We start from the raw sequence: 19,249 nt of genomic DNA, 5'->3' as shown, positions 1-19,249 counted from the left end.
TCGCTGACCGTTTTACCCGGATACAGCTGATTCATCACCAGCTGCGCCATCAGTTCGCCGCTGACCGCGCCTGCTGCACCTGCCAGGGCATTGTTGCCTGACGCATACGAGGTGACCGCACCGACCACCGCGTGGGCCATTGCCTGCGCTTCAGGGTTCCCTTCGGTCAGTTTGTGGATCTGCTCTGCCAGATATGGACTCGCAGCACCGCTGATGGCCTGAGCGATGTTTCCGCCCGCCAGGCCCTGCACCGCATCAGTGGCCGCCTGGATCCCCTGTTGCAACGCGCTGCCGGTGCCGTAAGGGGCCATCGCCGTTTTGTAAGCCTGATCGGCTATCTGCTTGTCGGTAGGATTNAGGTTACCCTGACCGGCGAGTTGTTCTCTGGCGGCCTGAAGGGCAGCCGGATCTTTCTTCGCTTTCAGCCCCTCGATTTCACCCTGGGTCCTTGCGATATCCCCAACCTGACTCCCTATCTCCCCAATCAGCGCCGCCTCCCTCAGCCGCTGCTGCTCCTTCTCCTTATCAAATATCTCCGCCAGCCCCGGATTCGCATTCTCCACGTCGCGGCTCAGCTCACTTACGTCCTGCTGCTGCTTCGCCTGGTCACGGATAATAATCGTCCCTTCACTCACCGCCGCGTGGGTGGTCGAGCTGGCGCTATCTGAACCGTTCACCCCGGTCAGCAACGTGTTCGCCATATTTCCGGCGAACTGCCCGTCCACGCTACCGCCCGTGCTGACGCCCGTGCTCTGGTGCTCAACGCTGTAGTCCGCTCTGTTGTCGATATCGCTGAACCCCAGCGTGCCGGTATCCAGTTTATTCCGCTCTGACGCCGCCGTCGAGCCGATAACCGCCCCGTTGAGCTGCGTATGCTCGCCCACGGTAATATCAAAGCCGCCGCTGCCGGCAAAGATGCCCGTCTGATCGGTGACCGACTCCCAGCGGCTGTTCATGCTCTCCTGAGAAACGTTAACGCTGGCCGAGCCGCCGCCTGCCCCCGCACTGCCACTCGCGCTGGCGCTCTGCTGCTTCGCGTCATAGTGGTTTTTGTCCTGCTCGCTGGTCAGCGTCAGGTTACGACCGACCTCCAGCGTCACCGTTTCCCCCGCCACCTGCGCGCCGGTCAGCGTCGTATCCCGCCCGCTGATAAGGGTCACCTGATTACCCGCGTTAATCTGGCTTTCGGTATGGCTCAGAGCATCGGCGTTTTCATGGCCCTTCGCGCTGTTAACGCTCCCCGAGACGCTGAAGCCCGATCCTCCGGCCCCCACACCGAAGCCGACGCCAACCGCCCCACCTTTGCTGCTGTTTTTACTGCGCGTGCTTTCCTGCTCTGCGGCCGACAGCAGGTTGACATCGCGGTTCGCCGACAGCAGCAGATCATGCCCCACCTGAAATTGGCTGCCCTGCACCCGGATATCCCCGTCAGCGCCGGACACGCCGCTGCCGCTGGCGGTGATGCTCAGGTTGTGACCCGCCGTCAGGCTGCTGCCACGCTGGGTGGTCTGCTCAAGGCGACTCTCCGAGGTCGATGACTGGCTCCCCCAGGAGAGGTTCGCCCCCACCGTGTTGCCGTTCGCCGGATCGCTGCCCTTCGCCGCATCCATCTGCAGGGCCTGCCCGGCACTGACGCCGTTAAGCCCCGCCTGCACGCCCTGCAGGGCCGCCAGTCGCCCGCTGCTTTCGCTGGCCTGCTTCGCCGTGGTGACCGCCGTGTTCAGGGCGCTGCCCGCCGTGCCGGAAAGGGCCAGCGTCAGCCCGGAGCTTTTCTGCTCGGTGGTCTGCTTCTGCGACCGCTGGTTTTCTGCCGCCTCAATGTTCACCTCCTTCGCACTCAGCCGCATATCCTGTCCGGCCACCAGGTCAGAGCCGCCGATCAGCAGGACGTTGCCCGCCGTCAGGCTCAGGTTACCGTCCACGCTGCCTGCCGTCGCCGCCGCGCTGGTGCGACTGCTGAGGGTGTCGGTGGTCTTCACGCTCTGTTTACCGTAGCTGACGCCAATGCCGCCGGTGCCGGAGAAGCCGGTTTTTTTCTCCTCGTGGATCTGTCGCACCTCATGCTGTTCGTCCACGCTGGTCAGGCTGAGGTTGTTACCGGCATGGAGCATCACGTCCTGCGTGCCCACCACGCTGCTGCCCTGCACCTGCAAATCGTGCCCCGCCAGCATCGTGACGCTGTGGCCGTCAAGCTGGCTGGCTACCGCCGTCCGGTCGCTGAAGCTGTTGTGATCTACCGTTGTCTTACCGGACAGAAACCCGCTGCTGGTCGATTTAGTATACTGATCGAAGCTTTCCGTAGCCGTGCCGCTGTGGATACTCAGGTCATTACCCGCCTGTACGGTTAGCGCCTGGTTTGCTGATACCCTTGCCGCCGTCATGCTGAGGTCATTCCCCGCCAGCAGGGTCACCTCGCCGCCGCCCTGGATCGGGGTGCCCACCTCCCGGCTCTGCGCCTGACGCAGGGTGTCATCGCTGCCCCAGCTCAGGTTGTCCCGGCTGGCGGTCTCAACGGTGGTCAGGCTCAGATTATTCCCCGCCATGACCGTGGCACGGCTATTGTCGCCGCTGGCGGCGACAATAGCCGCCTTAAGATTCACGTCGCGCCCGGCCTGAATGTCGAGTAAACCTGCGTTATTGGTGACCGTAAAGCTGCCCGTCTGGTTGATTGCCGTGCGGGCGGAATCGCCGTTAAGGCTGTCGTTGCTGCGGGTTGTGGTCGTGATGCTGATATCCCGTCCCGCTATCGCCGTCAGCCTGCCGCCGCCCTGTACGTGGCCGCCGGTATTGGTGATATCCGTTCGTGCCTGCAGCCAGACATCCTGCCCGCTGAGGGTGCCGCCCAGGTTGTTGATGTTATCCGCCAGCATCTGCATGCTCTGCTGCGCGCTAACCGTTCCACGGTTGGTCAGGTCGCCACTGAGCGCCAGCTGCACATTTTTACCCGCCAGCAGTGCCCCGCCGCCGTCAATGTCACCGGGCCTGACCAGACTGTATACCTGCGGGACCAGCACCTGCTGCATCGTGCCGTCCGGCAGCTGTATGGGCCGGGCGACCATCCAGACGATATCGCTGGTCAGCTCACTCATCTGCTTCGCCGTCAGGGCAATGCCGGGCGTCAGGTTATGTTTCCTGCCAAAGTCGATGCCATTGTTCATCAGCGCTTTATACTGATCTTCGTCGCTCTGCTGACCGGCCAGATAGCGCTGCCAGGTCAGGGCGATGATCTGCTCGCGGTTCAGCCGCTGCTCGTACCAGCCGTCGCCGAGCCGCTTATGAACGTTAGCCGGATCGGTTTTAAACGCCTGCAACATCCAGTCCGAGCTGAGCCACGCCTTTTCGCCGATAAAGCGTGGGTCGGTTTCAATCAGCCAGGCGCTGTCGCTTTCTGGTCGCATATGGAACAGGCTGCTGTCAGGCAGGCGGGTATCGGGGCCGGTAGTGCGTACTACGCTGTCCACCCCCTCCCGGGAGACCTCAAGAATTTTGCCGAAGGAGAGGTCGTCTGACCCCGCGATCGGCGCGATGCTGACGCCGCCGGTTCCCGACGGGTTGCCACTAAGGTGGCTCTCCGGTTGATTATCCGGCGTCAGGCCGCTGCCCTCACCCGTGGTGTTGCCGCTGATGTAACCAGGGCGCAGAGCAATGTCCTGAATCACTACCGCTGGTTTCCACGCTTCGGTTACTACCCGCGGTGAATCGCCGCCGCTGTGCTGCTTACGGGTGTAGCGCCGGGTCACGCCCTCCTCTTTTATCTGGCGGGCGGCGACCGGTTCAATGTTATCCATCTGCGCCGCCGTTATCGCCAGCGTACCGCCTGCGATAATCTGACTTTTATCGTTAAGCAGCCGGTCAGCCCCGACGGTCATACTGCCACCGGCAATAATTTTCCCCGGATCGCTCTGCGCGATGCGGTCTTCGGTGATGGTGCGCGTGTAGTCGTAGTGGGTGAACTTATCGCCATCGGTGTTATGGCAAATCACGCCCACGATGCAGATGACCCACGTCTCGTCCTTATACATACTGATATCGTAGTCATTGACGTTATAGCGCACGCCATTATTCAGGCGGTCCACCTGGTATTCAGAAACCTGCTCCTGCGAGATCAGCACGTTTTCAGTACGAAAATGGTCATTGTGGTTATTGATGCTGGCGATATTCAGCGTCATATCCCCCGCCGACTCAAGGGTGGCGCTGTGATTATTGAGTGCACCGCCCTGTCCGACAGCCCGGTAATCGTCGCTGAGCGTTCCGCCCAGGGCCAGGCTGCCGCCGCTGTAGATCAGCGCGTGCTCGCGGTTATTTAGCGTACCAACGCCCAGATCCAGCTGCTGCCTGGCCGCAAGCGTGGCGGCATGGCCCGACGCGGCGAGGTTATTCAGCGTCCCGGCCTTTATCGCCAGCCAGTCACCGTAGATCCGCCCGGTCGCAACGTTGTTCAGAATTTGCGCGTTCAGGCGCGTATAGATGCCGTTGAGCAGGCCATAATTCGTCAGCGTGGCGGCGATCTCCGCCTGTAACAGCCCGGCAGCGATCTCCCCGGTGGCGCTGTTAAACAGCGAAGCGGCCCGGAGCGCGAGGGTGCCCCCCGCCTGCATCAGGCCGTGGTTAGTGAGCTGGCCCGCCGTGGTCAGCGAGAGCGCCCCCGCCGCTTCCAGTGAGCCGCTGTTAATAAAGTCCCGGCTGAGGCTGAGCGACATATTGCCCAGCGACAGCAGACGACCCTCCCCGCTCAGCCAGTCACTTCGCAGGCTCAGCCCCTGTCCGGCTTCGATATCCCCCGCCCTGTTGGTCAGGGTGGCAGCGCTGAGTGAGGCATTTTTAATCGAGGAGATCAGACCGCTGCTGTTATTCAGCCTGTCGGTGAGCGTCAGCGTCAGATCCTCATCGGCCAGCACTTCACCCTGGTGATTATCCAGCTGCTCCGCCGTAACCCGCAGCCTGGCGGCCTGCAGCCCGAGGGTACGACGCTGCGTCGGGTATCCTGATTCATAATCTGTGCGGCGCTAAGCAGCAGCGTCTGGGCGCTGTGGATAAGCCCCCGGGTATTATTGATCACCGCATCCTTTGCGCTCAGCACCATATCGCCCAGCGACTGAATGCGGCCCTGCTGGTTATTCAGCCCGGCGGTGGTCAGCCGCAGACTGCCTTTGCTGATAATCTGCCCCTGCTGGCTGTTGTCCAGCGCATGGCTGCTCAGCGTCAGTTCGCTGCCCGCGGCCAGCGTGCCCTGCTGGTTATTGATATCACCACTTTGCAGTGCAAGGCCGGTATGCGCACTGATAACGCCCGCCCGGTTAATCAGCGCCTGCCCGCTGGTATGCCAGTGCAGGTAAGAGCCGGACTGGATTGTACCGCTGCTGTTGTCCCAGTGCCCGGTCTCCAGCCGCGCATTACCGCCGCTGAGGATCAGGCCGCTGCGATTATCGCCCGCGCCGCTGCGCAGCGACAGCGCACCCGCACTGAGAATGCCGCCCTGCGCCCCGCTGTCGCGGTTCAGCAGCAGGCCGCCGTGGGTATCCACCATGAGGCTGCCGCCGCTGTGGATCAGTCCGCCGGAATTATCCAGCGTGCCGTTCAGGTTGAAGGTCATCTCACCGCTGCCGGTCTGGATAACCTCTCCGCCGCGGCCGGAGAGGCTGGCCGCGTTTACGGTGATGTGCCGGGCCTGGGTGGTAGCCTGGTCAAGCGTCAGCGCGCCGCCCTCCAGCAGCAGGGCGCCATTAGTCAGCAGGCTGCCCTGCGTACCCGACAGCGCTGACGCGCTGACGTGGAGCTGTCCCTCACCCGCATGGGTTATCCGACCCCGGCGGTTAATCAGGCTGGCGGTGCTGAGCGTCAGGTTTACGCCATTGCTGGCGATGCTGCCCCCGGTGTTATTAATGCCCGCCTGGTGCGCCAGCGTCAGATCTGCCTGGCCCAACTGCTGCAACGTTCCCTGCTGGTTAGAGAGCTGATGCGCCGTCAGGCTGAGTCGGTCAGCGGCCAGGCTGCCGCCATCATTGTTTAGCTGCCCCCGGGTATTCAGGCTGAGGGTCTGGGTAGCGGAAATAACCGCGCGGGCGGTGCTGATATCGCCGGAGGAAGCGGTGACGGCAATATCGCGGCCCGCCGTCTGGCTGTCACTGAGATCCACCGAGGCACCCTGAACGCTGAGCTGCTCCGTCGCCAGCAGCTGTCCCTGCGCGCGTAATGCACCGCTGCTGCTGAGGGTCAGGCTGCCGCCAGGTTTAGGCTGCCCGCGATCGTCAACGCCCGCGGCAAAGACGCTTTTGCGGCTGGCCTCAATAGTGGCGGCCTGTACGCGGGTCTGTTGCCCGCTGGCGAGAGTGCCGCTGTGCGTCAGCCGCCCCGCGACGGAGATGGCAGAACTTTCCCTGGCATAGAGCGTCCCGCTGTTGCTGAGGTCGCCCCGCGTAGCCACATCAAGACGGGTCGCGCTGCTGATGCTTCCGCTGTTAGCAATATGGCCGTCGGCGGTGATCGCCACGCTACCCGCCGAGGTGCCGATATGCCCGGCATTGCGTACGCCAACGCCACCTTCGGTGCCGATCAGGCGAATTTTACCGGCGTACATGCCGCCCAGCTGCGCAACGTCAAGGGCAAACTGTGGCTTCGCCTCGCCCTCACCGGCCATTGCGCTGACGGTCTGGTGCGCGGCGTCAATATGATTGTGGCCGGTCGTCACCTTCAGCTCCCTGGCCTGGATCCCGGCATTGATATGCACCGCCCGGGCGATCAGGTCGGTGCTGTCCTGCTGGCTGCTGTCCATTCCCTGGCCGTGAACGGTAATCGTGCCCTGGCTGACGTCGTACCCGGCGATCTGGCCGTTGCTGAGCCGCGCCTGGCCGGTGGTGAGCGTGGCCCGGCTGGCATTAATAAAGCCGCAGCCGTTACAGCTGATCCCGGCGGGGCTGGCAATCACCACCTGCGCGCGCTGCCCGGCCACTTCGATAAAGCCGTTAAGCCGGCTCGGATCGCGTGAGTTAACCTCGTTGAGGATCACCCGCGCCTCGCCTTGCGCCAGCCACGGATTGCCCGCGACCCTTCCGCCCAGCGCCGTTTGTGCCGCCGTGCGCGAGTTATTCAGGATGACGCCTTTTTGATCCACGTCGAACTGGCTGTACTGATTGCGCGACACGCCCGCCGCGCTGGGCGTCTGAATATTGACCTGCGGCGTGCCATTGGCGCTGTTGATCACCGTCGGGCGCTGCCCACCCGGCGCGCCGCCGTCGGCAACCACCCCTGCCGATGCGGGCATAATCGCGCCCGTTGCCAGCAGTAGCGCAAAGCCCAGCGAAGAGAGCGCGGGGGCAAAAAGTTCTCGTGCGCGAGTCACACTGCGTCGGCAGCTCCTTCGGCCCCGGCCCGCCGGGAGGATATCGGCCACCACCACAAGCATACTGCGGGCCTGACTGAAAATAACGCGAAAGCAGCGCGTGTTCATGATGATGTCCTTATCAGTAGAGCTAAAGTGCTAAGCGGTCAGTACGTGTCGGGTACGACGCGCTCAGTAATTCCAGTTCAGGTTGAAGCCGAAGCTTGCGCCGCTGGTGTGGTATCCCGCGGGTTTTGCCAGCGGCACCCCGGCAAAGAGGTCATAGCCGGTATTCAGGGCGCTACCGCGCAGTCCGACGGCGCCACCGGCCAGATGTCGGCCCAGCAGATCGCTGCCCCGGCTGCCGGTTTCACCGTAGTCCACCGCCAGATAGAGCTGCTGCGCCGGGACGGGCGTTGCCCAGCCAATATCGTTACGTACCGTCCAGCCGCTGTCGGCGCTTAGCGAGCGTTCACCGTCAAAACCCCGTACCGTCCAGCGGCTGCCAATAGAGAAGCGGTCCTGCGGGGTCAGTGACGTGCTGCTCATCTGGCGCAGATACTGGCTGGTAAAGCTGAAGCGCTGCGCGGATAGCGTAAAAGGCACGGAAAACTGGCCGTTTAGCTGAAGAATTTTCGCCAGCGCAGTACCTTCTCCCCAGGCTTCGGAAGGTGCCGGGATGGCGCCAAACCAGCGCATTCCTCGCTGATAGCTGACGCCCGCATCGAGCGTCGCGGCACCGATATAGTGTCGATGCTGCAAACCCAGTCGCCACGCGGAGGTATGGCTGCGCTGGACGCCAATTTCGGTGTCATCAAGGTAGCTGCGCGTCTGGCGGGAGAGCAGATCCCAGCTGAGGGTGGTTTTCTGGCTGCCGGTGCGGTGCAGAACGCGGCTGAGCTGGCCGTTCAGGCTCTGGCTAACCCCGCTGTAGCGCACATCGGCGTAGCGTCCTGCCACCGTCTGAAGATAGCGGTATTTGCTGGCGGTCATCCCAAGCAGCCAGTAGCCAAACGGCACGGAGTAGTGGCCGGTCAGATTTTTACTGTTTTTATCGCCGCCGCGCGCCAGGTCGTGGCTGGCCGATACATAGAACAGATCGCTGAGCGACAGCGGATTGTCCAGATAGAAGGTCACTCCTCCCTGGATGCGTCCGGTGCCGGTAGCGCCCGCATCATCAAGAGAGGCGCCCAGCCGCCACATTTTGCGCTGATGCCAGTCTATGCTGACGTCGCTCTCGCCGGGTTTAGCGCCGGGTGACAGCGACATCTCTGCCGTCACCGTGGGAAGCCGCTGGAGATTTTCCAGTCCCTGCTCGACGTCGCGCAAATCGAACAGCGTTCCCGCGCGCGTCGGCAGCGCGGTCCACAGGTTAACGTAGCGCCCGCTTTGCGGCGTCAGGCTGACGGCACTGGCTTTGCCGGCAAACAGCTGGAGGGTGAACGAACCCTGAGTCAGATCCTGCGCGGGTGCAAGCACCCGGCTGGTGACATAGCCGCGATCGATAAGCAAATTTTGCAGGGCGCTCATTAGCAGGTTGATGCCCTGCGCGCCGAGACAGCGGCCGCTGGCCTGATTTGCCAGGCGCTGGAGCGGGAGCCAGTGGGGAAAGTCCTCTGTCCCCTTTAGCAGGATCTGCTGGAGTGGGAAGCAGGGAATCTCATCGGGAAAGTGCAGCCTGGAGCTGCCCGTAGCGGGTGGCGAAAGACGTACGTCAGGCGTAGCGGGCTGAAGCTGTTGTTCAAGCGCCCTCTGCCGCTCCTGCTGGTGAATAATGGCTTCAGATTCAGGCGCGGCGATGGCCGCGCTGCTAAAGAATAGCGCCTGCGCGCTCAGCAAGGCTGCCGCGCGGCAACGCTGTAAAAAATCCCTTTTCACCTTTCACTTCCCTGTTGGCTAAGTCCGTTATTGGCGTTAATTAATCCTTAATCAACCCCGTTTACGCGCGGCATTCTATTCGTTGCCCGTTTAATATTCAATCAAAGATGTAATAAAATGAGACGAGTTTATCTCGGTGCAAACGCGGCGGACGAAAGGGCGCCGTCGCTCCTCAGAGACCGGGGACGTCAGAACATCAGAACATCAGAACTCAATTTTCACAGACAGGGGTTGTACGCCGGAACCACCGACAGCATTATTAAAGGCATTTATACATAACGGTCGTGGCCTCGGGCTCGCCGTCGGTGGAAAGCGCATACCCCGGGATCTGTCCGCTTATTTTCCAGCCCTGCGTCAGATAAAGCTGTTCTGCCACATCGCCGCTGCGCGTATCCAGCACCAGCAGCGTTCTGCCTGCCTGCCGGGCAAGCTGCTCGGCACGGGACAGCAGCTGACGGGCGATGCCGCGCCGCCTGGCCTCCGGATGCACCAGCAGCTTAGCGATTTCAGCGCGGTGTGCGCCATTGGGCATCATGCCCAACACCAGGATAACCGTCGCAACTATCCTGCCGTCAAGGCGCGCAACCATCAGCTGGCGATCGCCGCTTTTCAGGCTGGCGATGACCCCGTGCCAGAAATGGCGCATGGGTTCAGGATCCAGACTGACAAAGCCCACGCTGGCACCCTGCGCTACGCAGGCGCTCAGCACATTACACAGTTCAGCCTGCTCAGCGCAGGCCAGATCGGCAGTAAGCAAATCCCAGGAAAGCGTCATAAAAATTACCTTAGTTGTGTTCAGTGGATCGGTTGCGTGTGCAGTTCTTAAGCACGGCAGACGACCAGCGCGTAGTGTGCCCCTTCTGCTTCGGGCGCGTGAAACGAAGAGCGCCCGTAGAGATGAAACCGCAGAGAGTCCCCCGCTTCCAGTCGCCACTGCCGATCGTTCATGTTGAATAACAGCACGCCGTCAAGTATCCAGAGATGCTGCTCGATTCCGGCGACTGGTGGGGCATCGTAGTTGATCAGTGCGCCCGCCTTAAGCCGTGCTTCCACCAGCTCGCCCAGAAAGCCTGTAGCGGGCGGCGAAACGCTACGTCTTTCAAAGCCGCTCTGGCGATCGCACCAGACGTTTTGCGCCGCCGGACGCAGATGCACAGGCCCCTCCTCATCAACGCCGCTCAGCAACCGCGACAGGGTTAAACCGTAGGCGATGCACAGTCGGTTAAGCAGCGAGGCGGTCGGGCTGGTTTCCGCGCGTTCGATCCTGGAAAGTGATGCGCGGCTAATGCCTGTCAGATCGGCCAGTGCCTCCAGCGACCAGTTCCTCTCCAGACGAAGCTGAGCCAGGCGTTGAGCAAGACGATGTTCAGCGAGTGAAATGTGCACTTAATTTTCTCTAATATGGGAAATAATCTCTTATATGAGATATAGCTGATTTTCTATTCTGCTTCAACTTGTACAATAGAAAAAATAGTTGTACAGCCGGAGGGAGTCCGCTACGGTTAGGGTGATAGAAGAAAGATAAGAGGAATTGCATGGCATTGTACAGTATTGGTGACGTTGCCGAACGCTGCGGGATCAACCCCGTTACGCTTCGTGCCTGGCAGCGCCGCTATGGCTTACTGAAGCCTCAGCGGACTGAAGGGGGTCACCGACAGTTTGATGAAGATGATATTCTGCGCATTGAAGAAATTAAGCGCTGGGTTGGAAGCGGTGTTCCCGTTGGCAAAGTCAAGGCGTTGCTGGAGGGGGAAAATATCAGCGTGGATGATGCCTGGTCCACCCTCAAAGAAGAGATGATGACCGTTCTTCGTCACGTTAAACCGGCAAAAATCAGGAATAAAATCGCCACCATTGGCCGGGAAAATCCGGCGGATGTGCTGATAGACAACGTTTTTCTGCCCATCCGGCAGCGACTCGGCCTGGATCAAAATACCGCGCGTGCCATGTGCAGTCTGCTGGACGGCGCGCTAATCGACTATGTGGCATTCTGTCTTACCGGCTCGCGCAAGAAAGCGGGTAAGGATGCGCTATTAATGGGCTGGGGGACGGAGGACCGTACGCGGCTGTGGCTTGAAGCATGGCGGTTATCACAGCAGGGCTGGCGGATGGACGTTATGGCCGAGCCGCTGGAGATGCCCCGTCCGGAACTGTTTCCAGGCCAGAAGATCTTCATTTTTACCGGAAAAGCGTTAACCCACCGGCAGCAGGAGATGATGAATCACTGGCAGGAGCAGGGTTTTACCGTCTCACATATCGGTCATTAGCGAACGTCGTTAAAAAGCCAGCAAAGGCTTAACGCGAGGGTGGGAAAGGCGATATACTCGTGCCCTCAGCGCTTCAACAAACGGGCAACGGCATGAACTGGCAAAAAATTGGCGTAATTATTATCTTCCTGATGATGGCCCTCGGTGGCATTGGCGGCGTGATGCTGACCGGCTACACCATCCTTATCCGTTCTTAAACCGCCGCATTAACCGCTCGAAAAGTCGATCGGTCACGATCGCCAGCAGGGCGACCAGGCAGGCGCCCTGGATAACATAAGCCGTGTTAAATCCGCTCAATCCAATAATCACCGGGGTTCCCAGCGTTTTCGCTCCCACGGTAGAGGCAATCGCCGCCGTACCGATATTAATAATCACCGATGTCCTGATCCCTGCCAGAATCACCGGTGCGGCCAGTGGCAACTCCACTTTGCACAAAATTTGCCACGCGCTCATGCCCACGCCTTCGGCGATTTCCCTGGCGCTGGCAGGCACCGCATCAATACCGGCCAGCGTCCCCTGTAGAACGGGCAGCAGGCCATACAGCAGCAGCGCGATAATCGCAGGCGCTTCGCCAAATCCCATCACCGGCACGGCAATGGCTAACACGGCTACCGGTGGAAACGTCTGACCTGCCGCGACCAGCGTTTCAGTCAGCGATCGAAACTCCTTCCCGGCCCGGCGCGTAACCAGTACGCCGGCCCCCATGCCGATAATGACGGCAAAAAAGCTGGAAAATGCCACCAGTTTGATATGTGACAGGGCCAGCTGAACAAAACTGTCCTGCTGGTACAGCGGGCGCTCCAGCTGCGGAAAGGCCCGGGCAAACAGCGGGCCGCTTAAGGGCATGAGCAGCAGCAGAGCCACAAACAACAGAATCAGCCATAATAGCGGATCGCGGAGCCAGCGCATCTTAAGCCCCCTTCTGCCGCAGCAGATCGGCGAAATACAGCACGCCAAGCGGGCGATGCTGCGCATCTGTCACCGCCAGCCGATCGGTCTGTCGGGCAATGAACTGTGACAGCGCCTCGCGCAGGGTCATACTTTCGGGAATGGCCTCTTCATCCAGCCACTCTCCCCGCCGCGCCGCCGAGCCGGCGTTGCCGAGTGACAACAGCCTGACGCCCAGCTCACTACGGCCAAAAAAGTCCTGCACGAAGGCGTTTTTGGGTCGGGTCAGCATCTCCAGCGGCGTACCCTGCTGAATCACTTTACCGCCGTCCATAAGCACCAGACGGTCCGCCAGCGCCAGGGCTTCATCAATATCGTGCGTCACCAACACGATAGTGCGGCCAGAAAGCTGATGAATCCGCACAATCTCCTGCTGGAGCGCGGCTCGCGTTACCGGATCCAGCGCACCGAAAGGCTCATCCATCAGCAGTACCTCAGGATCGGCCGCCAGCGCGCGGGCTACCCCCACCCGCTGCTGCTGCCCGCCGGAAAGCTGATGAGGGTAGCGGTGACGAAAATGATCCTCAAGATTCAGCAGTGCCAGCAGCTCGCTGACCCGCTCGGCGATGCGCGCCTTCGGCCAGTTAAGCAGCGCGGGCACGGTGGCGATGTTCTTCTCTACCGTCCAGTGAGGGAAAAGTCCTATTGACTGGATGGCGTAGCCCATACGTCGGCGAAGCACCTGAGGGTTGAACTGGCGGATCTCCTCTCCGGCGAACAGAATCGACCCCTCATCATGCTCAATCAGGCGGTTTATCATTTTCAGAGTGGTGGACTTACCCGAACCCGATGTGCCAATCAGCACCGTAAATTCCCCGTCGGCAATATTTAGCGTCAGATCGCTGACGGCCGGTTTTCCGGCAAAATATTTGCTCACTCCGTTAAAGTTGATCATTGGCGCTTTGCCTCGGTCAGCGAAAGGAGAAATTTGAACAACGCATCAACCACCACCGCCAGCGCAATGACCGGGATCACCCCCAGCAGTACCAGTTCCAGCGCGCTGCTGAGAAGCCCCTGAAAGATGATGGCACCAAACCCACCGGCCCCAATCAGCGCGGCAATCGCCGCCATGCCAACGGTCTGAACCGAAATGACCCGTAGCCCGGAAAGCAGTACCGGCAGCGCCAGCGGCACTTCGGCATGCCAGAAAATCTGTGCCGGGGTCATGCCCATGCCACGCGCGGTTTCAACCACCTCCCGGGGTACCTGCTGTAAACCCGCTACCACGCTTCTCACCAGCGGCAACAGCGCATACAGTACCAGCGCGATCAGCGCGGGCGCTACGCCGATACCGCTGATGCCTATGTCAGAAAGCGCCGGAAAGGCCTTTGCCAGCCCGGCCAGCGGGGCGATCAACAGGGCGAAGAGAGCGATAGAGGGTACGGTCTGAATAATGTTCAGCACCGCGAAGACCGGGGACTGCGCCGATTTTTTTCGGTAACACAGCCAGCCCAGCGGAATGCCGATAAGCAGGGTCGGCAGCAGCGTACCCAGCAGCAGCAGCAAATGGCGGCTTAGCGCCTCATTAAAGACCTCCCGGCGGTTGGCGTACTCTTTCAGCAGCGCCAGCTGATCGAGCTGTCCGCTCAGGATTAAAACGATGACCGGGAGCCAGATTTGTCCGTTCAGCAGCAGTCGCCAGAGGGGATTTTTCGTCAGCCGGGTCACGGCATCCGCTGCGGCCAGCAGACAGAGGCCCAGCGCCAGCCAGCAGCCGCTGCCGAAGGCGCTGCGTGCCAGCGGGCTGCCCTGCTGCGAAAGCCGGGCGGCCAGTTCGCCTCCCAGCGCGATCAGCCCCACCAGCAGCAGTTCGCTCAGTAACAGCGTCAGCAGCAGATTACGTCGGGAGAGCGGCAGAAATGCCAGCAGCGGTAGCACCAGCACCGGCAGCAGCCACCCCTCTCCGCCACCGGGCATCAGCTGATACAGGGCAAAAGGCTGACCGGATACCAGCCGATTGGGCGCGTAGTTAAGGAACGGCATCAGGAGCAGCGCCGCGGCCAGCAGTACGCCCAGCATCAGCAATACGCGATTATAAATAGTGAGGCGCACAGTTTCCCCGCGATAACCGACCATCAAACCGGCCTTTACTTAGCCTGTAGCAGCTGCTTTTGTTGCAGATAGTCCGCAGCCACTTTCTTAGCATCCTGCCCCTCTACCGCTATTTTCGCGTTGAGCGATTGCAGCGTTTTTTCGTCGAGTGAAGCAAAGACGGGTTTCAGCCACTCCGCAATGTCCGGATAGGCTTTCAGGACCGCATCACGTATCACCGGGGCGGGCGCATAGACCGGCTGCACGCCTTTAGGATCGCTAAGCGTTTGCAGGCCAAGTGCGGCTACCGGGCCGTCCGTGCCGTAAGCCATTGCGGCGTTAACGCCAGAGGTATGTTGCGCAGCGGCCTTCACGGTGACCGCCGTATCGCCTCCGGCCAGCGACAGGAGCTGGTCCTGCTTAAGCGTAAACCCATAGGCTTTCTGAAAGGCCGGAAGCGCATCAGGGCGCTCGATAAATTCGGCCGAGGCCGCCAGCTTGAACTCCCCGCCCTTTTTCAGCCAGGCGCTCAGGTCGTCCAGTGAATTCAGATTATTTTTCTTCGCCAGATCGCCGCTGACCGCAATGGTCCAGGTATTGTTCGCCGGTGAGGGAGTAAGCCAGGTCAGTTGATTTTTTTCCTCATCCAGTTTTTTTACTTTTTCATAGCCCGCCTGCGCATTTTTCCAGGCTGGGTCCTGTTCGTCATTAAAGAAGAAGGCGCCGTTACCGGTGTATTCCGGATAGATATCCAGCTCGCCCGCCGTAATTGCACCGCGAACGACCTGCGTGGTGCCCAGCTGGACTTTATTGATGGTTTTTACACCGTGATTGTCCAGAACCTGGAGGATAATATTGCCGAGCAGCGATCCTTCCGTATCAATTTTCGACCCCACCCTGACCGGATCGGCGGCCGTCGCCGATCCTGCCAGTGCCAGTAGAACAGCCAGCGTCATTACGCCGCCGCGCGCGGTTACCTTTGCCATTTTCTTTTCCTTTTCGTCAGGTTAGTAACAAGCGTAGCCTAATAAATCAACGGATGAAGCCGGACGGCAAAAAAGCGCGCGGGTCATCACCCTGCTGTCGCCCGGCGGCGAATTTTTGTTAACTGAAGCCAATAAGGTGAGAAGTGCGAACTATTTCCCTCCGTACCGCTCGCGTGTATTCTCAGCGCTTATTCTAATAAAACTGAACGCAACATTATGACGCTTTCAACCACGTCGGCGCACGTCGCCATGGCAGGGAATATCCCAACGGGCGAGCCCGTTATTATCCGCGAGGCAGCCGATGTTTCGCATCTGATCAATACCAGTACGCAGTCGCGAAATAATGCGCGCATTGTGATTGGCATCGCGCTGGGCGGCGTTTTTCTGGATGCCTATGATTTAGGCTCGCTGGCCTTCGGCATGAAGGATATTACGCGGGAGTTTGGCCTCTCTCCGGGTGGCGCGGGGATGGTGGCGTCGGCCATTGCCTTCGGGGCCATTGTCGGCGCGCTGGCGGGGGGCTATCTGACCGACAAAATCGGGCGCTATCGCGTCTTTATGGCCGATATGTTCTTCTTTGTGGTCGCCGCCATCGCCTGTGCGTTTGCCCCCAACGAGTACGTGCTGGCCGGGGCGCGCTTCGTGATGGGGCTGGGTGTCGGGATTGATTTACCGGTAGCGATGGCGTTTCTGGCCGAATTTTCGAAGCTCAGGGGACGGGGAAATAAAGCCTCCAGTATCGCTATGTGGTGCCCCACCTGGTACGCGGCGATCTCCATCTCCTGGCTGCTGGTGCTGTTTTTCTACGCGGTGCTACCCGATGAATATGCCGGCTGGCTATGGCGTATTATTCTCGGCTTTGGCGCAGTACCTGCCCTGCTGATTATTGCTATTCGCAGTCGCTATATGAGCGAATCGCCCGTCTGGGCGGCCAATCAGGGCGATCTGCAAGGGGCCGCGGCGATCCTGCGCAATGCCTGGGGCATTAACGCCCAGGTGGCGGAGGCGTCGGAACGGCCGCCCGTTAAGCCGGTGCGTGCGGCAAGCTGGCGTAATTACGGTGAACTGCTGAAAGGGATTTACCTGCGCCGGACGATTCTGGCCACCGTCACGGCGGTCGCCTCGGCTTTCGCTTATAACGCCGTGGCCTTTGGCCTGCCGGTAATTATCTCCAGCTTTCTGGCGCAGTCGATGCTGACCACCATTCTGGTTTCACTGGCGTTGAATTTGCTTTTTGCCTTTACCGGCGGGCTGCTCGCCGTGCGGCTGGTCCCACGCTTTGGTGCCTGGAAGATGACCGTGCTGGGCTACAGTTTTCAACTGGTGGCGCTGGTCGGTCTGGCCCTGGTGGGCAAGCCGGGCAGCGGCGCAGAGGCGGCCCTTTCTGTTGCCATGCTGGCGCTTTTCCTGCTGGGCCAGGGCGTCGGGCCGGGCTCCCATACCATGACTTTCGCATCACTCAGCTATCCCACTTCGCTGCGCGGCGTGGGCGTCGGTTTTAACCAGACGCTGATGCGCGCCAGCTCGACGGTTTCGCTGTTTATGTTCCCGCTGCTGGCCGCCGCCCTCAGCACTCGCGTCTTCTGGATTATTGCGCTGGCACCGCTGGCAGGGCTGCTGGCGTTACTGTTCATTCGCTGGGAGCCGTCGGGCTATGATGTGGATGCGGAGGATTTCAGTTCCGCCAGCCAGTGATGCTGGTCATCTCCCGACTGGCACAGGCGCGGGAACAGAAGCGGAGGGCCGGAACGTTATCCGGCCATCTGTTTTTGGCTGAACTGCTGAAACTGGGCGGGAATACGGGAGAAGGTGTGCAGAAACCACGGCGTAAAGCGCTCGGGATGTTGCACCATCTCATTTTCCAGCTCGCTCAGTGAGATGTAGCGGTAGGCTTCCGCTTCATCGGCATTCATCTGCGGCAGCTCATCGCTAATAGCGAAAAAAACGTGGCCGTACTCGTGTTCAGTCAGACCGTTACTGAGCGGGAGGTTGTAGCTCAGTTCAAATACCGGTTCCAGCGACAGGCGCATGCCCATCTCTTCGCGCAGGCGTCGCTCGGCGGCGTGGCGGGTCGCTTCTTCCGGGTAAGGATGACCGCAGGTGGTGTTACTCCACAGGCCGCCGCAGTGGTATTTCCCACTGGCGCGCTGCTGTAGCAGCAGTTGATGACGCGAGTTGAAGATATAGACGGTCACCGCACGATGCAGCAGTCCCTTTTCATGCACCTCCAGCTTTTCCATGCGGCCGGTAGGGCGATCGTGACGATCGACCAGTATCACTTCGATTGCAGACATTCGCCCTCCTTAAGATAATTCCCAGTTAGTGTGGCACATCTTTTTAACCTGATGACGTAAAATTCGTGCGAAATGAGAAAGGTTACGCAACTTTAGCAGGATTGCGCGAGTAGAGACGCCAATCGCGAGAGAGCGGAGGGTGAATCCGGTCACCGTAAAGTATTGCTGCGCGGGTGTCATCCCACGGGCAGGATCATATCCAGACCCGCGGGTAGTACCGGAGAGTTTTTATCGCGCCCCGTAATATTTGTATTTGCATCGATTGCCATTTTGATATGATGGCTGCCGATAATTTAGCCGGACAGGATAAGTAGAATAATGCCCCTTGTCTGCGAATTATCCAGGGGCGAAATACGTAAGGTTTTTTGTCCTGCTGGTATTAAGAAATTTCCAACCGGTGCCGATAACGGGAAAGTTAATTTTAATTTATTAAATGGAGGTTTATATGTCTGGGATGGTTTTTTGCCGGGGTTGCGGTAAAGAAATTCACAGTTCTGCCAGAGCTTGTCCACATTGTGGCGCAACGCAGGGTGCGGTGACAGGAGAAAAGAGCCGGATTGCAGCAGCGCTGTTAGCCTTTTTCCTTGGCGCATTTGGCGTTCACAAGTTTTATCTTGGCCGTGTTGGGCAGGGTTTTCTCTATCTGATTTTTTGCTGGACGTTCGTTCCGGCGCTGATCGCCTTTTTTGAGTTTATTATTTACCTTTGCACATCTGATGAGAATTTCGCCAAAAAATATGGCTGATTGGTCAGGGCAACATAATTATCAACCGCGCTGAATTGCATTATATCTGGGTGGTTGTGCAGGCTGGAATTTCTGCTTTGTTGGTGGATAATTCCAGCGTTTGCCGGGCTGCGATATCTGCTTTGTTGGTGGATAATCCCTGCGGTTGCCGATTGGTTGTGCTGGCTGCAATTTCTGCTGTGCCGGTGGATAATCCCAGCGTTGGCCGGGCGTCCTCGCGCCAGGCTTTGCCTGGTGCCTTTGGCTCCGGCTCCAGGCCGGACGGCCCGGTCGCGAGCGGGCATCCCTGCCCGCCNCCTCGCCTGGCCTTCCGTCTTCGCCGCAGCGCTGCGGAATGCCCGTCACCCGCAGGGATTATCCACCTCTCAGGCTTCTGGGCCGCTTTAAGTAAAACCGTTTATCTGTCCGTAGGCTGCTGAGCTGCTCCGGTAAAACCGTTTATCTGTCCGCAGGTTTCCGAGCCTATCCACGTTAAGGTTTGCTCTCGCGCAGGATTCAGCTCATTTTTCGATTTAGTTTTTGGTGCCGCTATTTAGGTCATTTATCTGCACCACGAAAAAACCAGTCACAATAAACTGTGCACTCTCGGTGTTCTGATTTTCTTCATATCCCAACTATTTTGGTCATTGCATATTTTCTGTACGCATTCATATCTGGCGAAGAGTTTCCGGGAATCTCCGACACCGCCCTTACCCGCAGCCAGCACAATGCAATAAGCCGACGGGTGGGGCCCGGTGACAGGCATTCCGCAGCGCTGAGCGTAGAGAGGAAGACCCGGATGG

At 59.7% G+C, this 19,249-nt stretch carries 13 protein-coding genes and 1 pseudogene; 4 read left to right on the top strand and 10 right to left on the bottom strand.

Annotation, left to right across the window (positions count from 1 at the left end; all coding sequences use genetic code 11):
- Nucleotides 1-1,079: 1,079 nt before the first annotated feature.
- The 5 genes and pseudogenes from A1830_RS22895 to A1830_RS04915 all read right to left on the bottom strand — a co-directional run.
- Nucleotides 1,080-4,898, bottom strand: a pseudogene (locus A1830_RS22895) (hemagglutinin repeat-containing protein); the annotation flags it as partial.
- On the bottom strand, nucleotides 4,877-7,447 hold the full coding sequence (locus tag A1830_RS04930; RefSeq protein ID WP_067702622.1) for a filamentous hemagglutinin N-terminal domain-containing protein: 2,571 nt from the start codon (nucleotides 7,445-7,447) through the stop codon (nucleotides 4,877-4,879). The gene A1830_RS04930 and the pseudogene A1830_RS22895, both read right to left, overlap by 22 nt.
- A 63-nt stretch (nucleotides 7,448-7,510) precedes the next feature.
- Nucleotides 7,511-9,196, bottom strand: a complete 1,686-nt coding sequence (locus A1830_RS04925; RefSeq protein ID WP_082804096.1) for a ShlB/FhaC/HecB family hemolysin secretion/activation protein — start codon at nucleotides 9,194-9,196, stop codon at nucleotides 7,511-7,513.
- Between the two features lie 259 nt (nucleotides 9,197-9,455).
- On the bottom strand, nucleotides 9,456-9,971 hold the full coding sequence (locus tag A1830_RS04920) for a GNAT family N-acetyltransferase (protein WP_067702619.1): 516 nt from the start codon (nucleotides 9,969-9,971) through the stop codon (nucleotides 9,456-9,458).
- Nucleotides 9,972-10,018: 47 nt separating this feature from the next.
- Nucleotides 10,019-10,582, bottom strand: coding sequence for a helix-turn-helix domain-containing protein (locus A1830_RS04915; protein WP_067702616.1), 564 nt, complete (start codon nucleotides 10,580-10,582; stop codon nucleotides 10,019-10,021).
- A 149-nt stretch (nucleotides 10,583-10,731) separates the two neighbouring features.
- Here A1830_RS04915 and A1830_RS04910 point away from each other — a divergent pair, with 149 nt between their 5' ends.
- Nucleotides 10,732-11,463, top strand: a complete 732-nt coding sequence (locus A1830_RS04910; RefSeq protein WP_067702613.1) for a MerR family transcriptional regulator — start codon at nucleotides 10,732-10,734, stop codon at nucleotides 11,461-11,463.
- 92 nt (nucleotides 11,464-11,555) lie between these two features.
- A complete protein-coding gene (locus tag A1830_RS21160; protein WP_073980957.1) occupies nucleotides 11,556-11,660 on the top strand; it encodes a protein YohO in 105 nt (34 codons plus the stop codon).
- Here the strand turns inward: A1830_RS21160 and A1830_RS04905 are convergent.
- From A1830_RS04905 to A1830_RS04890, 4 genes are read right to left on the bottom strand one after another with little or no spacing between them, the layout of a single operon-like run.
- Nucleotides 11,647-12,372, bottom strand: a complete 726-nt coding sequence (locus A1830_RS04905) for an ABC transporter permease (RefSeq protein WP_067702610.1) — start codon at nucleotides 12,370-12,372, stop codon at nucleotides 11,647-11,649. The two genes, A1830_RS21160 and A1830_RS04905, sit on opposite strands and share 14 nt — an antisense overlap.
- 1 nt (nucleotide 12,373) lies before the next feature.
- A complete protein-coding gene (locus tag A1830_RS04900; protein WP_067702607.1) occupies nucleotides 12,374-13,306 on the bottom strand; it encodes an ABC transporter ATP-binding protein in 933 nt (310 codons plus the stop codon).
- Complete coding sequence (locus A1830_RS04895; protein ID WP_067703658.1) at nucleotides 13,303-14,463, bottom strand: ABC transporter permease; 1,161 nt, start codon at nucleotides 14,461-14,463, stop codon at nucleotides 13,303-13,305. Before A1830_RS04895 ends, A1830_RS04900 begins: the two co-directional genes overlap by 4 nt.
- Nucleotides 14,464-14,498: 35 nt before the next feature.
- Nucleotides 14,499-15,428 (bottom strand): glycine betaine ABC transporter substrate-binding protein OsmF, encoded by a 930-nt coding sequence (locus tag A1830_RS04890; protein ID WP_067702604.1) that lies wholly within the window; start codon nucleotides 15,426-15,428, stop codon nucleotides 14,499-14,501.
- Nucleotides 15,429-15,644: 216 nt separating this feature from the next.
- Here A1830_RS04890 and A1830_RS04885 point away from each other — a divergent pair, with 216 nt between their 5' ends.
- Nucleotides 15,645-17,123, top strand: a complete 1,479-nt coding sequence (locus tag A1830_RS04885; protein ID WP_067702601.1) for an MFS transporter — start codon at nucleotides 15,645-15,647, stop codon at nucleotides 17,121-17,123.
- Between the two features lie 56 nt (nucleotides 17,124-17,179).
- On the opposite strand, the gene idi is transcribed toward A1830_RS04885, so the two are convergent.
- Nucleotides 17,180-17,722 carry an isopentenyl-diphosphate Delta-isomerase gene (gene idi / locus A1830_RS04880; protein WP_067702598.1) on the bottom strand — a complete coding sequence of 181 codons (543 nt, stop codon included), beginning with the start codon at nucleotides 17,720-17,722 and terminating at the stop codon, nucleotides 17,180-17,182.
- 445 nt (nucleotides 17,723-18,167) lie between these two features.
- Between idi and A1830_RS04875 the strand changes: the two genes are divergently transcribed.
- Nucleotides 18,168-18,467: an NINE protein gene (locus A1830_RS04875; protein WP_067702595.1), complete on the top strand. Its 300-nt coding sequence runs from the start codon at nucleotides 18,168-18,170 to the stop codon at nucleotides 18,465-18,467.
- Nucleotides 18,468-19,249: the final 782 nt, after the last annotated feature.

It is taken from the genome of Erwinia sp. ErVv1, assembly GCF_900068895.1.
Taxonomy (GTDB): domain Bacteria; phylum Pseudomonadota; class Gammaproteobacteria; order Enterobacterales; family Enterobacteriaceae; genus Erwinia.
The sequence above is the reverse complement of the archived record's forward strand: the minus strand, read 5'-3'. Positions and strand labels throughout refer to the sequence as shown.

What these genes read in the sequence shown, in the direction of transcription:
- A1830_RS04900 (WP_067702607.1), bottom strand. Translation starts at nt 13,306, where the DNA reads ATGATCAACTTTAACGGAGTGAGCAAATATTTTGCCGGAAAACCGGCC.
- A1830_RS04875 (WP_067702595.1), top strand. Translation starts at nt 18,168, where the DNA reads ATGTCTGGGATGGTTTTTTGCCGGGGTTGCGGTAAAGAAATTCACAGT.
- A1830_RS04930 (WP_067702622.1), bottom strand. Translation starts at nt 7,447, where the DNA reads ATGAACACGCGCTGCTTTCGCGTTATTTTCAGTCAGGCCCGCAGTATG.
- idi (WP_067702598.1), bottom strand. Translation starts at nt 17,722, where the DNA reads ATGTCTGCAATCGAAGTGATACTGGTCGATCGTCACGATCGCCCTACC.
- A1830_RS04905 (WP_067702610.1), bottom strand. Translation starts at nt 12,372, where the DNA reads ATGCGCTGGCTCCGCGATCCGCTATTATGGCTGATTCTGTTGTTTGTG.
- A1830_RS04885 (WP_067702601.1), top strand. Translation starts at nt 15,645, where the DNA reads ATGACGCTTTCAACCACGTCGGCGCACGTCGCCATGGCAGGGAATATC.
- A1830_RS04920 (WP_067702619.1), bottom strand. Translation starts at nt 9,971, where the DNA reads ATGACGCTTTCCTGGGATTTGCTTACTGCCGATCTGGCCTGCGCTGAG.
- A1830_RS04910 (WP_067702613.1), top strand. Translation starts at nt 10,732, where the DNA reads ATGGCATTGTACAGTATTGGTGACGTTGCCGAACGCTGCGGGATCAAC.
- A1830_RS04890 (WP_067702604.1), bottom strand. Translation starts at nt 15,428, where the DNA reads ATGGCAAAGGTAACCGCGCGCGGCGGCGTAATGACGCTGGCTGTTCTA.
- A1830_RS21160 (WP_073980957.1), top strand. Translation starts at nt 11,556, where the DNA reads ATGAACTGGCAAAAAATTGGCGTAATTATTATCTTCCTGATGATGGCC.